The sequence below is a fragment of the Microbacterium sp. AK031 genome (assembly GCF_024807145.1).
In the GTDB taxonomy this organism is placed as follows: Bacteria; Actinomycetota; Actinomycetes; order Actinomycetales; family Microbacteriaceae; genus Microbacterium.
On sequence record NZ_JANUCA010000002.1, the window covers coordinates 74,846 to 95,205 of the forward strand.

20 protein-coding genes are annotated in these 20,360 nt (G+C 66.9%); 2 read left to right on the top strand and 18 right to left on the bottom strand.

The window, feature by feature from the left end; all coding sequences use genetic code 11:
• Positions 1–149: 149 nt before the first annotated feature.
• From HDC95_RS05660 to HDC95_RS05720, 13 genes are all read right to left on the bottom strand, one after another.
• Positions 150–3,866, bottom strand: a complete 3,717-nt coding sequence (locus tag HDC95_RS05660) for an SCO7613 C-terminal domain-containing membrane protein (protein ID WP_259062300.1) — start codon at positions 3,864–3,866, stop codon at positions 150–152.
• Entirely contained in the window at positions 3,866–4,105 is a 240-nt protein-coding gene (locus tag HDC95_RS05665) for a helix-turn-helix transcriptional regulator (protein WP_259062301.1), read from the bottom strand. The genes HDC95_RS05660 and HDC95_RS05665 overlap by 1 nt, the downstream gene beginning before the upstream one ends.
• Positions 4,105–4,581: a DUF2975 domain-containing protein gene (locus HDC95_RS05670; protein WP_259062302.1), complete on the bottom strand. Its 477-nt coding sequence runs from the start codon at positions 4,579–4,581 to the stop codon at positions 4,105–4,107. Before HDC95_RS05670 ends, HDC95_RS05665 begins: the two co-directional genes overlap by 1 nt.
• Positions 4,582–4,702: 121 nt before the next feature.
• Positions 4,703–5,350 (bottom strand): spermidine/putrescine ABC transporter substrate-binding protein, encoded by a 648-nt coding sequence (locus HDC95_RS05675; RefSeq protein WP_259062303.1) that lies wholly within the window; start codon positions 5,348–5,350, stop codon positions 4,703–4,705.
• Between the two features lie 44 nt (positions 5,351–5,394).
• A complete protein-coding gene (locus tag HDC95_RS05680) occupies positions 5,395–5,829 on the bottom strand; it encodes a hypothetical protein (RefSeq protein WP_259062304.1) in 435 nt (144 codons plus the stop codon).
• Positions 5,830–5,900: 71 nt separating this feature from the next.
• Positions 5,901–6,968, bottom strand: a complete 1,068-nt coding sequence (locus HDC95_RS05685) for an ABC transporter (RefSeq protein ID WP_259062305.1) — start codon at positions 6,966–6,968, stop codon at positions 5,901–5,903.
• A gap of 104 nt (positions 6,969–7,072) precedes the next feature.
• Positions 7,073–7,234, bottom strand: coding sequence for a hypothetical protein (locus HDC95_RS05690; RefSeq protein ID WP_259062306.1), 162 nt, complete (start codon positions 7,232–7,234; stop codon positions 7,073–7,075).
• Between the two features lie 71 nt (positions 7,235–7,305).
• Positions 7,306–7,932 (bottom strand): hypothetical protein, encoded by a 627-nt coding sequence (locus tag HDC95_RS05695; RefSeq protein WP_259062307.1) that lies wholly within the window; start codon positions 7,930–7,932, stop codon positions 7,306–7,308.
• A 2-nt stretch (positions 7,933–7,934) separates the two neighbouring features.
• Complete coding sequence (locus HDC95_RS05700) at positions 7,935–8,261, bottom strand: PadR family transcriptional regulator (RefSeq protein ID WP_259062308.1); 327 nt, start codon at positions 8,259–8,261, stop codon at positions 7,935–7,937.
• Between the two features lie 27 nt (positions 8,262–8,288).
• Positions 8,289–10,208: a glycoside hydrolase family 13 protein gene (locus HDC95_RS05705; RefSeq protein WP_259062309.1), complete on the bottom strand. Its 1,920-nt coding sequence runs from the start codon at positions 10,206–10,208 to the stop codon at positions 8,289–8,291.
• A gap of 139 nt (positions 10,209–10,347) precedes the next feature.
• Positions 10,348–11,289, bottom strand: a complete 942-nt coding sequence (locus tag HDC95_RS05710) for a sugar ABC transporter permease (protein WP_259062311.1) — start codon at positions 11,287–11,289, stop codon at positions 10,348–10,350.
• A 1-nt stretch (position 11,290) separates the two neighbouring features.
• Complete coding sequence (locus HDC95_RS05715) at positions 11,291–12,910, bottom strand: ABC transporter permease subunit (RefSeq protein WP_259062313.1); 1,620 nt, start codon at positions 12,908–12,910, stop codon at positions 11,291–11,293.
• An 82-nt stretch (positions 12,911–12,992) separates the two neighbouring features.
• A complete protein-coding gene (locus HDC95_RS05720) occupies positions 12,993–14,234 on the bottom strand; it encodes a maltose ABC transporter substrate-binding protein (RefSeq protein WP_259062315.1) in 1,242 nt (413 codons plus the stop codon).
• A 230-nt stretch (positions 14,235–14,464) separates the two neighbouring features.
• On the opposite strand from HDC95_RS05720, the gene HDC95_RS05725 reads away from it, so the two are divergent.
• Complete coding sequence (locus HDC95_RS05725; protein ID WP_259062317.1) at positions 14,465–14,953, top strand: YajQ family cyclic di-GMP-binding protein; 489 nt, start codon at positions 14,465–14,467, stop codon at positions 14,951–14,953.
• Here HDC95_RS05725 and HDC95_RS05730 read toward each other — a convergent pair.
• Positions 14,940–15,998, bottom strand: a complete 1,059-nt coding sequence (locus tag HDC95_RS05730) for an alpha/beta hydrolase (RefSeq protein WP_259062319.1) — start codon at positions 15,996–15,998, stop codon at positions 14,940–14,942. The genes HDC95_RS05725 and HDC95_RS05730 overlap by 14 nt on opposite strands.
• Positions 15,999–16,108: 110 nt before the next feature.
• On the opposite strand from HDC95_RS05730, the gene HDC95_RS05735 reads away from it, so the two are divergent.
• The gene (locus HDC95_RS05735; protein WP_259062321.1) at positions 16,109–16,507 is read left to right on the top strand and encodes a hypothetical protein; all 399 of its coding nucleotides are present in this window, start codon (positions 16,109–16,111) and stop codon (positions 16,505–16,507) included.
• Between the two features lie 6 nt (positions 16,508–16,513).
• Here HDC95_RS05735 and HDC95_RS05740 read toward each other — a convergent pair whose 3' ends face one another.
• Genes HDC95_RS05740 through HDC95_RS05755 form a run of 4 tightly spaced genes read right to left on the bottom strand, consistent with a single transcriptional unit; the run spans position 16,514 to position 20,340 of the window.
• Positions 16,514–17,887 carry an FAD-dependent oxidoreductase gene (locus tag HDC95_RS05740; protein ID WP_259062323.1) on the bottom strand — a complete coding sequence of 458 codons (1,374 nt, stop codon included), beginning with the start codon at positions 17,885–17,887 and terminating at the stop codon, positions 16,514–16,516.
• Between the two features lie 37 nt (positions 17,888–17,924).
• Entirely contained in the window at positions 17,925–18,986 is a 1,062-nt protein-coding gene (locus tag HDC95_RS05745; RefSeq protein ID WP_259062324.1) for a polyprenyl synthetase family protein, read from the bottom strand.
• Positions 18,987–19,006: 20 nt separating this feature from the next.
• A complete protein-coding gene (locus HDC95_RS05750) occupies positions 19,007–19,780 on the bottom strand; it encodes a class I SAM-dependent methyltransferase (protein ID WP_259062325.1) in 774 nt (257 codons plus the stop codon).
• Entirely contained in the window at positions 19,777–20,340 is a 564-nt protein-coding gene (locus HDC95_RS05755) for a hypothetical protein (RefSeq protein ID WP_259062326.1), read from the bottom strand. The genes HDC95_RS05750 and HDC95_RS05755 overlap by 4 nt, the downstream gene beginning before the upstream one ends.
• Positions 20,341–20,360 lie beyond the last annotated feature (20 nt).

Here is a 20,360-nt window from a genome sequence, read left to right on the forward strand (position 1 = left end):
GGGGCAGACCGGTATGGACCGGTGCCCGTGTGCAGGCACGCCGAGACGTGCACATACCTGATCAAGTGTAATGCCGCGTAACGTACGCGGTCAAATGACGGCCGATGTCGCGATCCGTCGGCGTGTCCGGACCCGTGCCGAAGTCACGATCACCGCAGATCACGGATGCGAGCGACGACCGTGTCTGCGTCTCCACTGCGTCGTTCGTACGTGACGGCGATGATGAGCAACACCGCGCCGATCACGGCGAGCGTGATCCACCACGGCATCGAGGCGATCCCCCGCCCGATCTGCACCGAGAAGACGAACACGTTCTCGATCGGCAGCACGATCATGCCGAGGATGAACGGCGCCGCAAGACGCCTGCCGGCACCGACCATGATCGCGGCGAGTGCGAGCACCATGACGAGGATCGCCCGCCAGGTCAGCGGATCGGTGAACGTCGAGGCGATCGAAGCGCTCATCATCGTGATGAGCCCCGGCGCCAGCAGCTGCCACGAGCCGAGGTGGCCGGCCGGCCATGCATCCACTCCACCCGCGCTTTCCGTCCGCCCGCTTCTCAGACCATGGATGCCGGCGAGCAGCAGGAACGCGCCGAGCGGCAGTGAGAACCACTCCACTCTCAGCTCTCGGGGGCTCCACGCGACGACGGCGGTGATGAACGCGACGCCGAACAGGAACCACACCGGCGGCAGCGTGGTGCGCTGTGCGCGCACGGCGCTGGTGAGCATCAGAGCGAGGATGCCGATCATCAGTGCCCACATCAGCCAGATCGACCCCCAGTCGCGCTCGATCGCGCACCACGTGCCGGCGGCGAGGGCGAGGACTGCGGGTGCGAACATCCAGCGCGTCTCGCGCACCGGCGAGTCCGCACGCGCTGACGAGCGTATGCCGCGACCAGAGCACACGAGGATGATCGCCGCCACCGCGGAGACTGCGAAACAGGCCGCGAAGAGCGCTGCTCCGTGCAGGAAGGCCTGATCGACGCCGAGTCCCATCCTCACGCCCTGCACAGGCCCGGCGATCGCCGCGACGCCGGCTGCACCGAGGGTCGGCACGACGAGGGTGCGCATTCGAGCGGCGCCCACGCGCCGGCTGATGCGCGCGAACCACGCGCCGACGGCCAGCAACGCCGCCCCTCCCCCGAGCAGCGCGAACGCCCGCCATGGCACCTCCACGGAGGCGCGCGTGTCCGGCTCCACAAGTGCGAGCAGCGCGATACTCGGCAGCACGGCGACGCCGAGTCCGGCAGCATAGAGTCCGCGCACGTCGGCTCCGCGCGCTGTGATCACAGCGGCGATCATCACCGCTGCCAACGACGGCGGAAGCAGATACGCCTCGAGCAGGTCGACGCCGTTCATGGCCCACACGCACCACAGCGCGCCGGTGAATGCCGCGCCGGCCACCCACCATCCGTAGCGGCGCCGGGTGAGCACCGCACTGGCCGCAGCGCCGATACCGAGGATCATGAGCACGAGGAACGTGGTGCCGAGTCCCGCGGCCTCCCTGGCGATCGCCAGGGCGGTGGCGATGACGCCGGTCAGCAGCGCCGATGCCTCGATCGCGACACGCGCGGCGGCCGCAGCATCCGCCGGCAGGCCATTGCGACGCAATGCATCTCGGATCAGGGTGGTGCTCGGCAGCACGAGCGCCACGATCGCGGCGATGACGGGGAGCGTGACCGGCGATGCGCTTATGGCGAGCACCTGGGCGCCGAGGCACACCACGACGACCGCGACGGTGGGAACCAGCATCCCGCTCGCGATCGTACGCAGCACGATGTTGAGCCCTGGGCGCCTGGTCAGCACCAGTGACAGGGCGAGCGCGAACATCAGTGCGGTCGACAGCGCGGTCCAGCCGCTGCGTTCGAAGACCACCTGGACGATTCCACCGACGAACGGCACCGCAGTGATGACGAGGACGGCGTACCAGTCGCGAGCACCGACCCGCGGCAGGAATGTCACGATGACAGCGCCGACCAGTCCCGCCGATGTCACCAGGGACAGCACGGCTATGCTGCCGAGTGTCGTCTGCGTGAGCGCCTGGGCGAGGCACACGAGCGCATAGGCGAAGCCGGCGCCGACGTGCAGGAATCTGGTGCCGCTGGGCAGCGGCCGACTCGACAGCGCCAGCACGGCGATCACCCCGATCCCTGCGAGCGGCGCGATCTGCGGATCCAGCCACGAGATCAGGATGCCGACCGCGACAGCCGCGTGGACACCGATGAGCAGGACGATGCGGTGGGGAGTGACAGGGCGGTTCCCTCTGCTGAGCGCGATCGCCGTGACCGCGGCGGCAGTCAGCACGATGACGAGCCGCGCCGCGAGAGGCAGGAGGTCGCTGCACGCGAGGGTGAGAACGGTGAGCACGGCTGCGCCGATCGCGACGACGTCGGTGCCGGCGGCGAGACCGCGCAGCGACTGGCGGCGCACGTCTTCGTCGCCGGTCCGGCGGATATCGCGATCGCGGGCGAGACCGCCGAACAGGGCGAGCCCCGAGGCGATCCCCGCCATCCCGATCAGCGCCGCCCAGTCCGAAGGCGCCGTCAGCATCGGCCAGCTCTCTCCGCGCACGACAGCATCAAGGGCATCTAAGAGCGTCGTCGCGGCGTACAGCAGCGGCAGCAGCCCGAGCACACCGACCACGACGAGGCCACCCGCTGCGAGCATCGAGCGGACGATCATCCGCAATCCCGGAACGACCGCGACCAGGGCGAACGCGAACGCCGCAGCGGTCGGCAGCACCGCAGGCAGCCATTCGCCGGCCGATTGCGCCACCGGAGATGTGATCGCGAGGACGAGTGCCACCGTCGCGGAGCCGCCGGCGACGAAGCTCCACCAGTGCCGCAGCAGCTGACGCGCCGCCAGGACGGCGTGACATGCGATGAGCGCGAAGATCCCACTGAGGCCGAGCATCGCGATGACCGTGGCGCCGAAGGACAAGGCGCCGAAGACGGAGAGCGGCACGGCGCTCAGCACGGCGATCACCTGGAAGGCTGCGAGTGAACGCGTGGCGGTCCTCGGCGACGCCGCTGTCAGGACAGTCGCCAGAACGGCCGCTGCGAGGTATCCGTGAGCCGAGACATAGCTCGACCCGGCCGCGTAGCCGAACATGGCAGGCACGGACGCTATGCCGAGCATCGCGGCCCATTGCCATACTCGGACTCGCGAGAGGCGGCCTGCGGCGAGCATCACCGTTCCGGCCGCTGCCGTCGCGAGTCCGGCGAGCAGCCAGGCAGCCGCGTCGGTCACACCGAGCGCGGCGATGGCATAGACGTCAAGAGCCACGAACACCAGTCCGAGAGCGCCGACCGCTTCTGCGGAGAACTGCAATCCACGTCGGGCGAGCATCCAAGCGCCGCCGAGGAACAGGAGCGTCACCAGTCCCACGACGATGCTGCGGATTCCGCGGTCCGAGAGATCCGGATTCAGGAACGTGAAGATCAGAGCCGCTATCGCGAAGAGTCCTGCGCCGGCGATCGCGAGCACGGACTGCACCGTGGCACTTGAGCGTGCAGGCTGTGCGGGCGGCGTGGGATCCGTTCCGCCCGGCGGCGCAGGACGAGGGGCGACGGCCGACACGGCGTGCGGCGCTGGGGCGGCCGCGGGCGCCGGCACCGCGTCGGCGCGGTGTGCACGCACGTGGGGCACGCGGTTCAGCACCGCCTCACGTGCGCGGAGCGCCGCGGCTGCCGCCTCCGACGCCTCCCACAGTTCGATGCCGTAGGCACCACGGAGGTCTGCGTCGCAGCGGGGGCAGCATCCGTCGGCCAGTCGTTCGAAAGCGCAGACCGGGCAGGTCGTGTTGCCCAGCAGGTGCCGGGCGACACTCTCACCCCAGCTGATCACGTCGGTCGTGGTGCTCATCACTCCCCCGATCCGTCGCGGTCGCCATCATCCGCGTCGGGAATCCAGCGCAGGATGTCGCCCGGCTGGCATTCCAACACCTGGCAGATCGCGTCGAGCGTGGTGAAGCGCACAGCCTTGGCTCGTCCGTTCTTGAGCACAGCGACGTTCGCGGGGGTGATGCCGATCGCGTCCGCGAACTCCTGCACGCTCATCTTCTTGCGCGCGAGCTGCACGTCGAGGTCGATGACGATGGGCATCAGACGACCTCGGACATGTCCTGCTCGAGTTCGAGTGCTTTGCGCAGCAGCCCACGAAGCACGACGACGAGCAGCGCGAGGGCTATTCCGACGACGACGCCAAGGACCGACACGAGCAGGATCGACGGAGAGCCCGCCTCGGCCAACAGGATGACCACGTTCGAGATGATGATGATCAGGCTGGCTGCGATCATCGTGGCGATGATGACGTCGACGTAGATGAACGCCTTCGAACTGAAGATGCGTTCCGTCCGCACGAGCGAGAGAAGCCGCCAGATGCAGATGAGCACCACTTCCACGCAGATGAGGAACACCACCGCAGCGATGAGGCCCGGGATCTCAAGGTTCGCGAACTCGGGGAATCTGTCCGCCGTGGCCGCGGCGAGGCCCGGGATCATCCACACCTGAGCGGCGAGCAGCAGGAGCAGCATCACGGCGATCAGAGTTTTCAGCACAGCGGTCACACGTGGTTGCATCAGTTCGCCTATCGATAAGCGGCCGGTATCTATCGAAAAACGATAGCCTTGGATGCGAGGTCGATTCAAGCCACAGCCGCGCGCTCACAGGAAACGCACGGGTCATAGGAGAGAGCGCGCGCTACGGAGCCTCGGGGTCGAAGGGAGAGTCCAGCGAGGACGTCAGCTCCTCCAGCAGCGCCTCGATCTGCGGTTCGACGTGCTGCGAGATGGCGGCCTGCACGTTGAGACGGTGCCGAAGCAGCATGCCGCAGATCTCACGTCCGACCATGTTCGCGTACTCGTCGGCGAGGGCGACCTCTTGGCGCAGCGCGGCCTTGGCATCCTCCGTCAGCGGAGGCAGCGGCGGGAGCTCGACACTCGATTCATCCGCGAGTCCTGCGATCGTGAAGAGGAACGGCGCACCCGGCACCGGATCAGGGTCGAGCGGCAGCCCTTCGAACTCCGGCTCCAGGTCTTCGGTGGGGCGATAGCTGCGCGCGCGGTTGCGTGCAGCCTGCTGATCGAGCTCGGACTGCAGCATCGGCAGGTTGCGGGCCGTGTACTCGGCGACCGCGTGATCGACGATCGTCTTGATACGCGTGGAGAGACCATGCTGCACGCCGTGCGGAACGTTCGCACCGATGCCGGCGGCGGAGAGGATGGGCGAGCCCAGGCAGCGGCGGCACGGGGCGATGCGTCCGCGATGAGTGGCGGGCTCCCAACGCGGCACCCAGCGCAGCCAGGCCTCGACGGCCTGGTCGACCTGCGTCTCTAGCGACCGCTCCACGTTTTCCAGAATACGGTCATCCGCGCGATTCTCGCGTGAGTCGATCAGTTCTCGTCGATATCGTCGCGCTCCCACGGCCAGCGCGGACGCTTCGCGCGTGTGCGCCGCAGCGCGACACCCGCCCAGCCTGCGATCGCCGCCGTTGCGAGAATCACGACGCTCGCGCCACCGGTGATGAGCTCCCCCATGACCGCCAGGGCATTCACGAAGTCACCCGTCACCACCAGTGCGCCGATCGCTGCCGCGAGCATGTGTGCGAACGCCGTGGCGATCGATATCGTCCAGACGGAACGGAACTTCGGGTGCGTGATCCGGACGGCGAGATAGAAGATGCCGGCGAACACCGCGACGGCGACGATCGTGCCGGTGATGCCGGGAGCCTGGCCAGTGTCCGGTACCGAGATGATATCGGCATCCGTCACGACGCTCAGCGCACCGAGGCCGAAGACGGCGATCGCGAAGAATCCGATCGTCGTCATGACCGTCGCCAGGACAGCCGAGACCCCCGCAGGCACAGGGCCGCGGGGGTCAGGAGAAGAGATGTCCGTGATTACCTCGGAAGGGTCGGACCGGCCTCAAGCGTGCGCTCGTACTCACGCTGAGCCTCGAAGTTGAGTTCGGTCTTGCGTGCGCCACTGCGAGCGACCCATGCGCCGAACCAGATGGTGAGCTCGCGCCCGAAGACGAATGCGGCAATCGCGAGGGGGGCGAGCAGCTGGCTGCCGACGAGCTCGTTGCCCTCCGACGTCGAGATCAGCCAGAACGGCGCCTCGAACAGCTGGCCGAGAATGTGCCCGGCATAGGCGAACAGCCCGACGATGATGCCGAAGACGACCCACAGCCCCCAGCGGCCACGGTTGATGACGGCGCCGAGCAGCCAGAAGCCGATGAAGAACACGACGATCGGAACCCAGAAGCCCCAGGTCGTGAGCGGCGCCAGCGCGGCTTCGCCGATGTTCTCGACGGTGACGTCGCCTGCGAGGGCGCCGAGACCGAGCGCGGTGCCGAGGTACAGGATCGCGAACACGATGGTCGCGAGAAGCCCGATGCCGGCAGCGGTGCCGCGGTTGCCGCGGTCGCGCGGAGGCTCAGGCGCCTGCACGAAGATGGGCTGCTGTTGCTGCTGGGTGACCGGTGCGACGACCACGGTCGGCTCAGAGGGCACGACCCTCGTCTCGGCGTCGTCTGCCGCTGGCGGCAGGTAGGCGGTGTCGGCGATGGAGTCCGAACGCACCGTTTCGGCGTCAGCACGGTAGTCGGCGTTCGCGCGGTCCGCGCCGAAGGGGCCGGCCGTGGTGGCTGACGCGTCGGCACGATAGTCGGCGTTCGCTCGGTCGTCGTAGGACTCGGACTGCTGGTTGAGTTCAGGAGTCGCGAACGTTCCGGGGTGGGACTTCTCGGCATCTTCGAATGCAGCGAGGTCAGGGTCGACGGCGGGCTGGTCAGCAGCGGTCGGCTCGACGGAGCCCTGGGCGACAGAGTCCTGCTCGACGGAATCACTGTCGCCAGGAACCTCAGCGCCTGCCGCTGCTGCGTCGGCAAGTCCCTCGTTCGCGCTGTCGACGACGTCGTTGACGTCTTTCGGCCGCTCGGGCTGGGGAACCTCGGGGTCACTCATGGGGGCGCCTCTCGTCGGATATGTGCAGTGCGAGGTTATCGCCGTGCAGGCCAACGGCCCCGGAGGCGTGCCGACGTGTCGCGTGACCGGCGATGCTACGGGTTTCAGCGCTCGCCGGGAACGATCGCGCGCAGGGTGTCGCCGGCGTACTCGATCAGCAGCGGCCCCATCGGCATCGCCAGCCAGAGGAGTGCGACGATGACGCCGGCGCAGAAGAGTCCGGCAACCCAACTCATGGCGCGATTGCGTCCGCCCACCTGTGCCATGGCTCCACCGTACGACCAGTGCATGCGTCCACCCGAGATGACACGCGTGGAACCTCGCCGGGATGACTGCCTCATCGGCGACGAAGCCGCCAGAGGAGCCAGCCGCCGATCACGGGGATGAGGACGAAGATGAGCAGGATGCTGGAATGCCAGATGTCCAGCCCATACGGAATGAGCGGATTGTGCTCCTGCTCACCTGCGGGCACAGCCGAAGACGTGATGAGTCGCGCGATCCAGATCACGACGGCGATGAGCGCCGCCACTGCGAACGGCAACGCGATCGCGACGATCTTCTCCCAGCGCCGCCACAGTGCACTCGATGAGACGAGCACAGCCCCGACGAACCAGCCGACCACCGGGACGATGAACCCGCCGAAGGCGAAGACGAGTGCCGCTGCGATCGCGTAGCCGCGGGTCTCGACGAGAGGTGCTTTCTGCGGCGTCAGAGCAGAGCGCTCCGATGGCGCGGCAGCGATCAACGTACTGACGGGCACCTCGGCCATCGCCTCACGAGCGATCGTGCCAGGATCACCGAGCTGCGCGATGCGGTCGGCCGTGGCCTCGGCATCCAGCCCGCCCAGCTCCTCCTCGATGCCGTCGTGGATCTCTGTCGCCACCCCATACGGGAGGTCGGTCATCGCCGCATCGAGTCGTCGGAGAAGATCACGGCGCAGGCGGTCGGCGTCCGGTTCGGTCATATTCATTCCTCTCCCACGAACCCCGTGACGACACGGGCGAAGGGTGTCCACTGGGCGCGAAAGCGCGCGAGCTGCGCGGTGCCGGCATCCGTGAGTCGGTAGTACTTTCGCACAGGGCCGCTCTCGGACGGCAGATCGAACGTGCTGACCCAGCCGTTGTCGCGCAGGCGACCCAGGAGCGGATACAGAGTGCCGATGCTGGCGATCAGCCCGGCATCTGACAGTGCCTCCGCGAGCTGCCACCCGTACATCGGCTCACGCGCGAGGAGTCCGAGCACGCAGTACTCGACCACGCCCTTGCGCATCTGCGCGCCGACGTCCCCTGTCATGCATCACAAGGTAGCATGCGAGACAAGTTAGTCGGTGCGGAGCGAGCCGTCCGGAAGCGCGACCCCGGGGAGCGACCACGCCGCGAACGCAGGACCGTCGGCGGTGACGGCGACCGAACCGTCGGATGCCGCGGCCAGAGTCGCTTCCCCGAACAGGGACTCGGCGGACTCCGCACCGGCGAGCGCGCCAGCCGGGATCTCGACATCCGCTCCCCCGCGCGTCGCGAGGACCAGCACCGACTCCGCGGCGGACTCACGCACGAACACGATCGTCTCGTCGTCGATGTGCAGCCAGCGCATTCCGCCGCTGCCGAGCACCGGGTGCTCACGGCGCAGTGCGATCAGATGGCTGTACTGGGCGAGGAGTGCGGCGGTCGCGGACTCCGCCTCCGTGCCCCACGGCATCGGCGTGCGGCTGGCCTCGCCATCGGCGCCCGTCAGCCCGAACTCGTCGCCGGCGAAGACCACCGGCACACCCGGCATCGTCATCGACAGTCCGACGGCGACCGGCACGGTCCCGGGGGCCGCATTCGTCGCGAAGCGGCCGGTGTCGTGCGTGTCCAGCGGCTGCATGTTCCCGAGCCGCACCCGCCACGGGATGCCACCGGTGAACCGCGCTACCGCTCCTGCGAAGTCGCGTGCGGTGTACCGAGGGATGCCGCCGATGGGCTGTCCGAAGAACCACGGCTCGGTCATCTCTTCACCTTCTCCGGTGAACCACGACTCCCCGGTGGGCTCGCTCAGCCAACCCCACAGCGGACGGGTGAACGAGGGGTAGGTCATCGCCCCGTGCCATCCGTCACCCTGCAGATCGCTGGCAGCATCGTTGGTCGACTCGCCCAGCAGGATCGCGTCGGGGTTGATCCGCAGCAGCGTCTCGCGCAGCAACTGTCGCACCTCGTCATTCAGGTCGATGTCGCCGAGCCGCCCGGTCATGTTGGCGACGTCGATGCGCCAGCCGTCGGCGCTGTACGGCGGCTTCAGCCACTTGGCGACGATCGAGTCGTCACCGGAGATGAAGCGCTCGCGCAGCTCGTCTGAGGCCCAGTTGAACTTCGGCAGGGTCGGCGTGCCGAGCCACGACTCGTACTCGGTGTTGGCGTCGTCCGTGAAGTAGTAGTAGTTCTCCTCGACGGCGCCCGGGTGGCCGAGAGCGGCCTGGAACCACTCGTGCCGGTCACCGGAATGATTGCTGGTGAGATCCCCGATCACCCGGATGCCACGCGCGTGCGCCTCCTCGATCAACCGGATGTACGCCTCATCTCCCCCGAGGAGCGGATCGATCCGGTCGAAGCTGGAGGCGTCATAGCGGTGGTTGGATGCCGCGGGGAACACCGGCGTCAGGTACAGGAGGTTCACGCCGAGCGCGGTGAGGTGATCGAGGCGCTCGATGATCCCTGGGATGTCGCCGCCGTAGAACTGCTGCGAGCGCCCCGGCATCACGGCATCCACCGGTTCGTCCCACTCCGCCGGGATCGCCCACTCCGGTGTCGGATGCTCATCGGCCTCGGCCGAGCGCGCGAACCGGTCGGGGAACACCTGGTACATCACCGCTTCGTGCAGCCAGGCGGGCGGTGCGGGGTAGGCAACGAGCGCGAAATCCTCCGCATCGAGCGTCTCCAGGCGATGGATGCCGGTCTGGTTCAGCCACTCGACTGCGCCCCGCTCGCCATCGGGGCCGTCCTCATGCTGCAGCACGAAGCGGTAGCCGTGCCTGCGGTTGCGGACCGTGATCGGTGCCTCCCACCAGTCCCAGCCGTCGACGGAGCCGATGCGCACAGCATCCGTCCACGCGGGTTCGTGGTCGGGGTTGGAGCGGGTGCGGACAGCGGCGAGCGGACCGTAGCCAGCGGGCACACGCAGGCGCACTGTGACGACGTCGCCAAGATCGGGGGCGTCGTTGGAGACGTACAGCGCGGAGCCGTCGTGGTGGGGAAGAAGAGTCATGTCGGGCCTTTCAACGGACAGGACGGTGCAACAACACCGTCGGAGTGATCGACGTGGTTGCACGGCCGGATGCCATGACAGAGCCCTTTGGTTTTTCTTCTGTTGTGAGTCTGGCAGAACGCCTGCGTCGCCGCAGCGCTTACTTCACGCTTCCTGCCGTGAGTCCGCCGACGATGTACTTCTGCAGCGCGAGGAACAGCGCGACCGGCAGGATCGCGGCTAGCACGGCGCCTGCCGCGAAGACACTCCAGTTCTTGGAGAACTCGTCGGAGACGAACTTGTACAGCCCGACCGCAAGGGTCTGCTTGTCGGGGTCGATGAGGATGACGCTCGCGAGGATGAACTCGCTGGATGTGCCGATGAAGCTCAGCAGCCCCACCACGGCGAGGATCGGCGCGACCAGTCGCAGGATGATGGTGAAGAAGATGCGGGCGTGGCCTGCACCGTCGATCTTCGCCGCCTCGTCGATGGACGCGGGCACGGTGTTGAAGAATCCGTACATCAGGTAGGTATTCGCGCCCAGCGCGCCGCCCAGGTAGATCATGATCAGCCCGACGTGGGAGTTCAGTCCGATCGCGGGGAAGATGTCACCGATGGTCACCATCAGCAGGAAGATCGCGACCATCGCCAGCATCTGCGGGAACATCTGCACGACCAGCAGCGCGGTGAGGCTGAACCGGCGCCCGGTGAACCGCATCCGCGAGAACGAGTACGCCGCTAGCGCTCCGAGGAACACGGTTCCCACGCTCGTGACCAGGCCGATGACGAGCGTGTTCACGAACCAGGCGCCGTACGGGTGACGGGCCGTGTTGAACAATGTCACATAGCTCTCGAAGTTGAAGTTGCTGAACAGCGCGTTGGCGGTGAGCAATGTGCCGCCGGGATTCAGCGACGCCGAGAAGATGTAGAGCAGCGGGAAGAGCGCGAAGACGCCGATGACGATGCCGACGATGTGCCGCCACCCGGTCTCGCGGAAGTACTTCTTGAACGGTCGACGCGGTTCCTTCGCCTCGCCGCGGACGCCGGCGGACTGGGTGACGATCGCGCTGGTGGACGGTGGTCGTGCAGTGCTGATGCTCATGTCAGTTCAGCTCCTCGAGTGCCTTGGTGCGGCGGAAGGCGAGCACCGAGATGGTTGCGACCAGGATGAAGATGATGATCGAGAACGCGCTGGCCAGACCGTAGTCGGCGTTCGAGCCGACGAATGCGACCTTGTAGACCATCGTGATGAGGATGTCGGTCGCGCCGACGTTCACTCCGGCCGTGACATCCCTCGGCCCACCGCCGGTGAGCATGTAGATCAGGCTGAAGTTGTTGAAGTTGAACGCGAACGAGGAGATCAGCAGCGGTGCGACGGACACGAACAGCAGCGGCAGCTTGATCGCGTGGAACACTTGCCATGCACTTGCCCCGTCGACGCGCGCGGCCTCCTGGACGTCCTCGGGAATGGCCTGCAGCGCCCCGGTGCAGATCAGGAACATGTACGGGAACCCGAGCCACAGGTTCACCAGCAGGATGCTGAACTTCGCCAGCCACTCGTTGGTGAGCCAGGGGATGTTCGCCCCACCCAGGAGCACCTCGTTGATGAAGCCGAACTCCTGGTTCATCATCCCGGCCCAGACCAGCGCCGAGAGGAAGCCGGGGAACGCGTACGGCAGGATCATCAGCACGCGGTAGTACTTCTTGGACTTCATCCGTGGATCGTTGAACACGATCGCGACGAAGAGACCCAGCGCGAAGCAGGTGAACACCGAGAGGAACGCGAAGACGAAGGTCCAGATGAGCACCGTGAAGAACGGGCCGCGGATGGATTCCTCTGAGAACGCCCTGACGAAGTTGTCGGCGCCGACGTTGATCTGCCAGCCGGGCATGAGCTCCGTGCCGTCGTCGGCCGTGAACGCCCCGGTGCCGATGTCGGAGTAGACGACCCCGCTTCGGGTGTCGGTCATGGTGCCGGCGTCCTCGTCGTAGACGAGTTTGGAGAGATAGACGTAAGCCATCGATCCGTCAGGGGTGCGCAGAGCGCCGTCGTTAGGGTCGTCGGAGAGGGGGACTGCCATGTCGGCGATCGCGTTCTGGTTCGCGACGATCTGACCGAATCCGAGCGTGTTGTAGCCGGGGACGGAGACAGCCTTGTCGCCGTCCATCTCGGCAACCGAGACCTCGGCGAGCGGGCGTTCGGAACCACCGAGCAGCACGTCTCCGTCGGATTCGGTCACCAGGAACGAGAACTCGCCGAGCTGCTCGACGATGGTGAGCTCGTACGCGGGTGAGTCCGGCACGCGCTCCTGCGCGGCGAGCATGAGCGAGTTGACCGCGCTCTCTTTGGTGCTGTTGTGGCCGGTGCCGTAATTCGTGAATGCGATGTATCCGGTGTAGAGCGCCGCGAAGATCTGGAAGACGAACAGGAAGATGAGCCCGGGGACGAGGTACTTCGCGGGGAGGTTGCCGCGGCTGAAGTAGATCCAGTTCGCGGCTCCGGTGACGGCGAGGACGATGATCGCCGGGATCCACTGGTCGCTCTGGATGAGGACGAAGATCGCGTAGATCGCGAGCGCATCGATGATGCCCAGCGCGATCACCTTGAACAGCAGCAGCTTCCAGCCACCGCTCGCGGCGTCGGCGATGTCGGCCGCCTGGCGCTGTCGCTTGGTCGGGGGCGCGGCCTCGGTGTCGCGGGCCTCGGTGGTGGGCGTCGTCATCGGCCTTCCTCGTTCGGGTCGTCGCAGCGGGAAGGGGTGGGGCGCATCCTCGTCGGATGTCACCCCACCCCGGTGTCGATGTCTACTCGACCGCCGCCTGAACGTCGGCTGCCATGGTGTTCCACAGTGCGACCGGGTCGCCCTGGCCATTGATGATCGCCGCCTGCGTCACGCCCCAGAACTCCCACACGGCGCCCATCTCGGGGATGCTCGGCATCGGGACAGCGTTCGCGCCGACCTCACCGAAACCTGCGGTGATGGGGTCTGCGGCAACAGCCGCCTCGAACGATGCGGTCAATGCCGGCGTGCGGCCGCCGACCTCGTAGAGCGCGGTCTGCACCTCTTCACTGCCGACGTAGTTCAGGAGGAACTCGTTGGCTGCGAGACGGTTCTCGCTCTCTGCGCTGAGGAAGAAGCCCTGCACACCCGCGAACGGCTGCGCGTCCTCACCACCGGCCGACGGGATGGCGTCGACGGCGATGTTCAGGCCCGCTTCTTCGGCTGCCGGCACGTTCCACGGACCGGTGAGGAAGAACGGCGACTTGCCTGCCACGAAGTTCTCACGAGCGAGGTCGCCGGTGATGTTCGTGTTGAGCACGCCTGCGGCGCCCTGCTCTGCGAGCCACGTCGCGAAGCTCTGGCCGCCCTCGTTACCGATTTGCAGGTCGGCGGCGTTGTAGCTGCCATCGGCGTTGCTGCCGAAGACGGGAGCGCCGAACGAGGTCTGGAACGGGTACAGGTGGTACGGGTCGGATGCCTCGGGGTCAAGGCCAACGATGAAGGGGTACTCCGTGCCGGCGGCCTGCCCCTTCGCGATCATGTCGGCGAAGTCGGTCGGCGCCTCGGGAGCGAGGTCGGTATTGCGCAGCAACGCGATGTTCTCGATCGCGTAGGGCACGCCATAGGTCTGACCCTCGTAGCTCCAGGCGTCGACGGCGACCTGCTCGAAGTCGCCTGCACGATCTCCCAGTTCGACCGGCGCGATGACGCCGTTCGTGGCGAGGACACCCAGCCAGTCGTGTGCGCCGACGGCGACGTCGGGCCCCTTGCCAGTCGGAACCTGCTGCACGAACTGGTCGCGGATCTCGCCGAACTCCTTCTGGACGAGCTTGACCTCGACGCCCGTGGCCTCGGTGAAGTCTGCAGCGGCGTCCTCCAGGACGCCGGCACGGTCAGCGTCGACCCAGACCGTGATCTCGCCGGAGAAGTCTGCCCCGTCGCCAGCGGAGTCTCCGGTGTCACCGGCTGCGCAGCCTGCCAGCGTCAGCGTCGAAACGACTGCGATGGCGCCGAATGCGGCGATGCCCCTCTTGTTCACCTTCATTGGTGTGTGCCTCTCTCAGTGCGTGATCGTCCGGCGCTGTCGGTGGATGCACCGGTGCAGGCCGCTCGCGCCTGCAATCCTGCAAGCGCTTACAGTATGCAATGAATTCCGTCGCGTGCGCAATGCCTGGCGTCTCCGATACCAAGCCGTAATACAGGCGCCACCACGCTCGCCACCATGGAAGCGCTTCCAAATCCGCCATCGGGATGCCGGATCGATAGACTGAGCCCATGGCAGACTCATCCTTCGACATCGTCAGCAAGGTCGACCACCAAGAGGCGGAGAACGCTCTCAACCAGGCGCGCAAGGAGATCGAGCAGCGCTACGACTTCAAGGGCACCGGCTCGTCGGTCGAGTGGAGCGGCGAGTCCATCCTGATCAAGGCGAACACCGAGGAGCGGGCGAAAGCCGTGCTCGATGTGTTCCAGTCGAAGCTCATCAAGCGCGGCATCTCACTGAAGAGCCTCGAGTCGGGCGAGCCGTTCGCGAGCGGCAAGGAATACCGCATCGTCTCCACGCTGAAGGACGGCATCTCCTCGGAGAACGCGAAGAAGATCGGCAAGATTATCCGCGATGAGGGTCCCAAGAGCGTGAAGAGCCAGATCCAAGGCGACGAGCTGCGCGTGCAGTCGAAGAGCCGAGACGACCTGCAGGCGGTCATCGCACTGCTCAAGGGTTCAGACCTCGACGTCGACCTGCAGTTCATCAATTTCCGCTAGCGCGAGCCCACCCTGTGACCCAACGCTCCAACCGCGCGTAAGCATCGTCGCGAGCCACTCTCCGCGACAGGAACACGTCGTGAAGGGCGCCGTCGATGCGTTCGATGGTCACTGATGAGCCGAGCTTGAGAGCGCGCCGCGCGATGTCATCGACCACGAGCACCGTGTCGGCAGAAGTGAGCTCCTCCGACCAGCGGCTCGGTATCGCCGAGCGGGCCGAGAGCAGCACGCACACCGGAGACGCGATCGAGAGGCCATCGGCGACGGAACCGTGACCGCGCAGGATCGCATGCAGCCATCCTGCGTGCACCGGCATCGACGGCACCGGCCGCCATGCCGGATTCGTCTCCACGACGTCATCCGGATCGGCGGCCTCCGCCTGTGCCCTCGCATAGAAACCCAGATCGATCTGCGGCGCCACATCGAGCGGCCGCAGCCGGGCCTGCAGCTCGACGACGGGCGCGATCGCGGCGCGCAACGGTGCGAGCTGGAACTCCAGCCATGGCGAGTTCAGGATGACGGCGGATGGGGCGCCCGGGTGCCGTGAGGCCCACAGGCTCAGCACCAGGCCCCCGGTCGAATGGCCCATCAGTACCAGACGACGCGGACCACGCGACGTGTCGGCATCCTCCGCGATCACATCGAGCGCCGCGGCGATGTCCTCGTCGTAGGTCGTGAGGTCGGCGATGTATCCGGGAGTCTGGCCGTCACGGAGACTGCGGCCGTATTTGCGCAGATCGAGCGCGAAGAATCGCGCTCCCCGCGAAGACCAGAATCGCGCCAAGCGCTTCTGGAAGAAGTAGTCCGACCAACCGTGCACGTAGAGCACGTCGACACCATCGAGCAAGGGCACGGCATCGTCGACGGCAGGCAGACCGCGCAGCCCACTGACGAAGCGCTCCCAGCCGCCAGGTCGGTGCTCGAGTCGCGGTGCCGGCAGCGCTCGTACGAGCGTCGCGTCGACCGCGCCCTCGGCGTCCTCGCCGAGCGGGAGCGTGCGCTGCTCGAATTCGTCGCCCAGCACATCCGGCACCCAGTCGGTCATGCAAGCCACCCTACCCAGTGCGCCGCGCACCTCTGCCGCACTGCCCTAGGCTGAGCGCATCGACGCGCCCGGCGGCGGACATCGCAGAGCGCACCACCTCGGAGGGTCACATGACACGCTTGAGCTGTTCACACGCACTTCGCGCCGCAGCCGCGCTCATCGCACTCGGAGCGGCGATGACGGTCACCGGCTGCGCACCCGCCGCATCCGACGGCAAGACGCTGCCGCCGGTGATCGTCGACATCAACGAGATCGACGGGACGACCGTCGAAGTCGCCGAAGGCAATGCGATCGATCTGACCGGTGATGACGAGACCTACCTCGACTGGACCGCCGAGATCGAGGATTCCGACGTCGTCACCTTCGTCCCCGGTAAGGACGACGGCAGCGCGCAGTTCAATCCCGGACTGGATGCCGTGAAGGTCGGCGAGAGCGAGGTCACACTCGACAACTCGACCAGCGGCGACACCGTGACCTTCACGGTCAAGGTCACCGAACCGGCGAGCTGAGCCCGCTCACTCCCCGCGGGAGATCCGCACCATCTCGTCGCGCGGGACGACCTTCACACGCGCGCGCTCGTGCGGCGCGCCGAGAGCGATCTCGTGCTGATCGAGTCGGTGCCAGCCCGCGAGGTCGGTCCACTTCACGCCCCGCGATTCGAGCAGTGCAGGAATAGCAGCGTCGGACGGGTCTTCCGGCTGCCACCACGAGCCCTGGTCGTTGACCAGGTGCTGCACGGTCTCCATGGCGTCGGATTTGGTGTGACCGATGAGCCCCACCGGGCCGCGCTTGATCCATCCCGTGGCGTACACGCCTGGCACGCGCTGGTTGGAGTCCTTCGCGAGCACCTGACCCTCGTGGTTGGGGATCACGCCGTGCTTCTTGTCGAAAGGCACGTCGCTGAGCGGCGAACCGAAGTAGCCCACGGCGCGGTACAGCTGACCGATCGCGATCTCACGCAGTTCTCCGGTGCCGCGGAGCCCGCCCGATCCGTCCGGCTCAGTGCGCTCATAGACGATCGCCGCGACCTTGCCCTCGGCATCCGTCTTGATCTCGACGGGCTTGGCCCAGAAGTGCAGGTGCAGGCGCCTGCTCGCCTCGCCGCCGGCATTGTTCGCCGAGGGACGTGTGCGCCACTGCTGCAGCACACGGTCGATGACCTTGACCTGCTTGTTGCTCGCGACCGCCGCCAGCGATGCATCGTCGTAGTCGAAATCCTCGTCGTACACGACCATGTCGACGTCGCGCAGCTCACCCAGTTCGCGCAGCTCGAGCGGCGTGAACTTCACCTGCGCCGGACCACGGCGGCCGAACACATGCACGTCGGTGACCTTCGAGGCCTCGAGTCCGGCGTGGACGTTGTCGGAGATCTCGGTCGGCAGCAGGTCCTCTGCGTGCTTCGCGAGGATGCGGGCGACGTCGAGGGCGACATTGCCGTTGCCGAGCACGGCGACGGAGGAGGCGTCCAGCGTCCACTCGCGCGGCACATCGGGGTGGCCGTCGAACCAGCTCACGAAGTCTGCGGCTCCGAACGATCCGTCGGCGTCGATTCCGGGGATGTCGAGCTTCGAGTCGCGGATGGCACCGGTCGCGAAGATCACCGCGTTGTAGTGCTTCTTGAGGTCGGCGAGCGTGATGTCCTCACCGAAGCGCACATTGCCGAAAATGCGGATGTCACCGCGATCGAGCACGTCGCGGAGGGCGTTGATGACGCCCTTGATGCGTGGATGGTCGGGCGCGACCCCGTAGCGGACGAGACCATAAGGGGCAGGCAGCTGCTCGAACAGGTCGATCGACACGTCGAAGGAGCGCTCGGTCTTGAGCAGGATGTCGGCGGCGTAGATGCCTGCGGGGCCCGCCCCGACGATGGCCAGGCGGAGCTTGGTCATGAGTGTCCTTTCGGATGCAGCGGCGATCGACTCAAGGTCAGCTGCTGCGGTCAGCGAGTGATTCTGCGAAGCGGGTGAGCGCTTCGCGCACCGTGCCCCTGGGCAGCGGCACCAATGCGTCGATGGCATCGCCTGTCCAGGTGCGCGCGAGCTCGAGCGTCTTCTGCGTCACGGCGTGGTCGCGCAGCTCGGCCAGCGGCTGGTCGAGGATCGCGGGGTCGGCGCCGTCAGCGATGCGCGCCACACCCTCGTCGATCTGCGAAGCAAGGGCAGCGGATGCGGCATCCGTCTCCTTCTTCAGCAGCAGGTATGGCATGGTCGGCACACCGGCGCGAAGGTCGGTGCCGGGCACTTTGCCGGTCTCCTCGGGCTTCGCCGACAGGTCGATCACGTCATCCAGGAGCTGGAAGGCGACGCCGACCTTCTCGCCGTAGACACGCAGCGGCTCTTCGAATTCCGCAGGAGCGTTCGAGAAGATCGCACCACCCTGGGTCGCGGCAGCGATCAGCGAGCCGGTCTTGTCTGCGAGCACCTGGATGTAGAACTCGATGGGGTCGTCCCCCGGCTGCGCGCCGACGGTCTCGTGCAGCTGTCCCATGACGAGACGCTCGAAGGTGTCGGCCTGCAGCCGTATCGCACGGTCGCCGTAGCGCGACATCAACTGGCTCGCACGCGAGAAGAGGATGTCTCCGGTGAGGATCGCGACGCTGTTCCCCCAGACGGCGTGCGCCGCTGGGACGCCTCGCCGGCGGTCGGCGCCGTCCATGACGTCGTCGTGGTACAGCGAGCCCAGATGCGTCATCTCCAACGCCTTGGCGATGTCGATCACGGCGGGGATGTTGCCCTCACCGAGCTGTGCGGTCAGCAGCGTCAACACGGGACGGATGCGCTTGCCACCCGCTTCGTAGAGATAGCGGCTCGCCGCATCCGCGACGGAATCGGCGACGCGCAGATCTTCGGCGAGGCCGTTCTCGACGAGGTCGAGCCCCGTTTCGATCTGATCGGCCACCCGCCGCGCGGCGCGGCCGATGAACACGCGGTCGCTGAAGCCGAGACGGCTCGCGAGGCGCGAACCCGGGGCGGCAGGGCTCGAAGTCACGGTTCCACCCTACCTGGGGCTCACGCCTTCTTCGGCCGTGCGGTCCTGGTCGCCTTGGCGGTGTTCGACGGCTTGTTCGCCTTCGCCGGCTTGATCCCCCGGTGCAGCGCGACGATGCCGAACGAGAGGTTGCGATACGCGACGTCGGTCCAGCCCACCTCGCGAAGCCACGCGGACAGCGTCCGCTGATCTGGCCAGTCCTTGATCGACTCGTTCAGATAGTCATAGGCGTCGCCGTTCGTGCCGGCTACCCGAGCGACTCGCGGCAGCACCTGCGCGTTGTATAAGCGGTACAGACCCCGGAACACCTTGCCTGGCGGGGTGGAGAACTCGTTGATGACGACTCGTCCCCCTGGCTTGGTGACGCGGAACAGTTCGGCGAGAGCCTTCTTCGGCTGCTGCACGTTGCGCAGGCCGTAGGACATCGTCACCGCGTCGAACTCGTCGTCGGCGAACGGCAGGTTCATGGCGTCGGCCTCGACGAACGACAGGTTCTTCAGATTGCCGTGGCGTCGTCTGCCCTCCGCGAGCATGCCCGGCGAGAAATCGGCTGCGACGACGTCTGCTCCGCTCATCGCGATGGATGCCGATGATGACGCCGTGCCTGCAGCGAGGTCGAGGATCCGCTCACCGCGCTTCGGCGCGACTGCACGAGTGGTGGCCGCACGCCAGAACGCGTCGTTGCCGAACGTCATGACGGTGTTCGTGCGGTCGTAGCCTGCGGCGACCTGATCGAACATGCCGCTGACGCGCTGGGGATCCTTGCCGAGGTCGGCGCGTTTGGACTGAGTCACGCGTCCAGTCTAGGTCGGTCGAGGTGCAGCGCCTCCAGGCGATCCAGCCACAGATCGGGAACCGCGTCATCGAACGGGGCGACCTGTGCGCGCACCCGCGTCTCGAGGTCGAGGGCGAGTTCCTCGAGGTGCGTCATGATCTCGGCCGGATACCGGTATCGGATGCTGTGGTCGGCCCACTCGTCGCGGTCGTCGACCCAGGTGCCGCGCTCCCCTTCGATCCGGACGACATCGAGGTCCATGTCGATGCCAGTGGCGAGCAGCGGATCGTCCGACCAGTGGATGTCCCAGCCGAGATCGATGTAGACGCGCATGCCGCCCGGGTGATTCCGGTTGACGGTGAGCGCGAAATCGCCGGATGCCGGGACGAGGGTGACGTTGGGACCGACGGCCTCGAACCCCGCGCCGGGTCGTGCGCTGCGCCACCCGATCGGCTGTCCGACCCAGTCGCCCCACGCGTCGGCTCCGAGGTAGACCGACTCGTGCCGCCAGTGCGGCGATCCGTCCCATTTCCGCCACTGGAACACCATCTCGGCACCGGGTTCAGGTCGCACGCTCATACCTTCACTCTATGCACCGG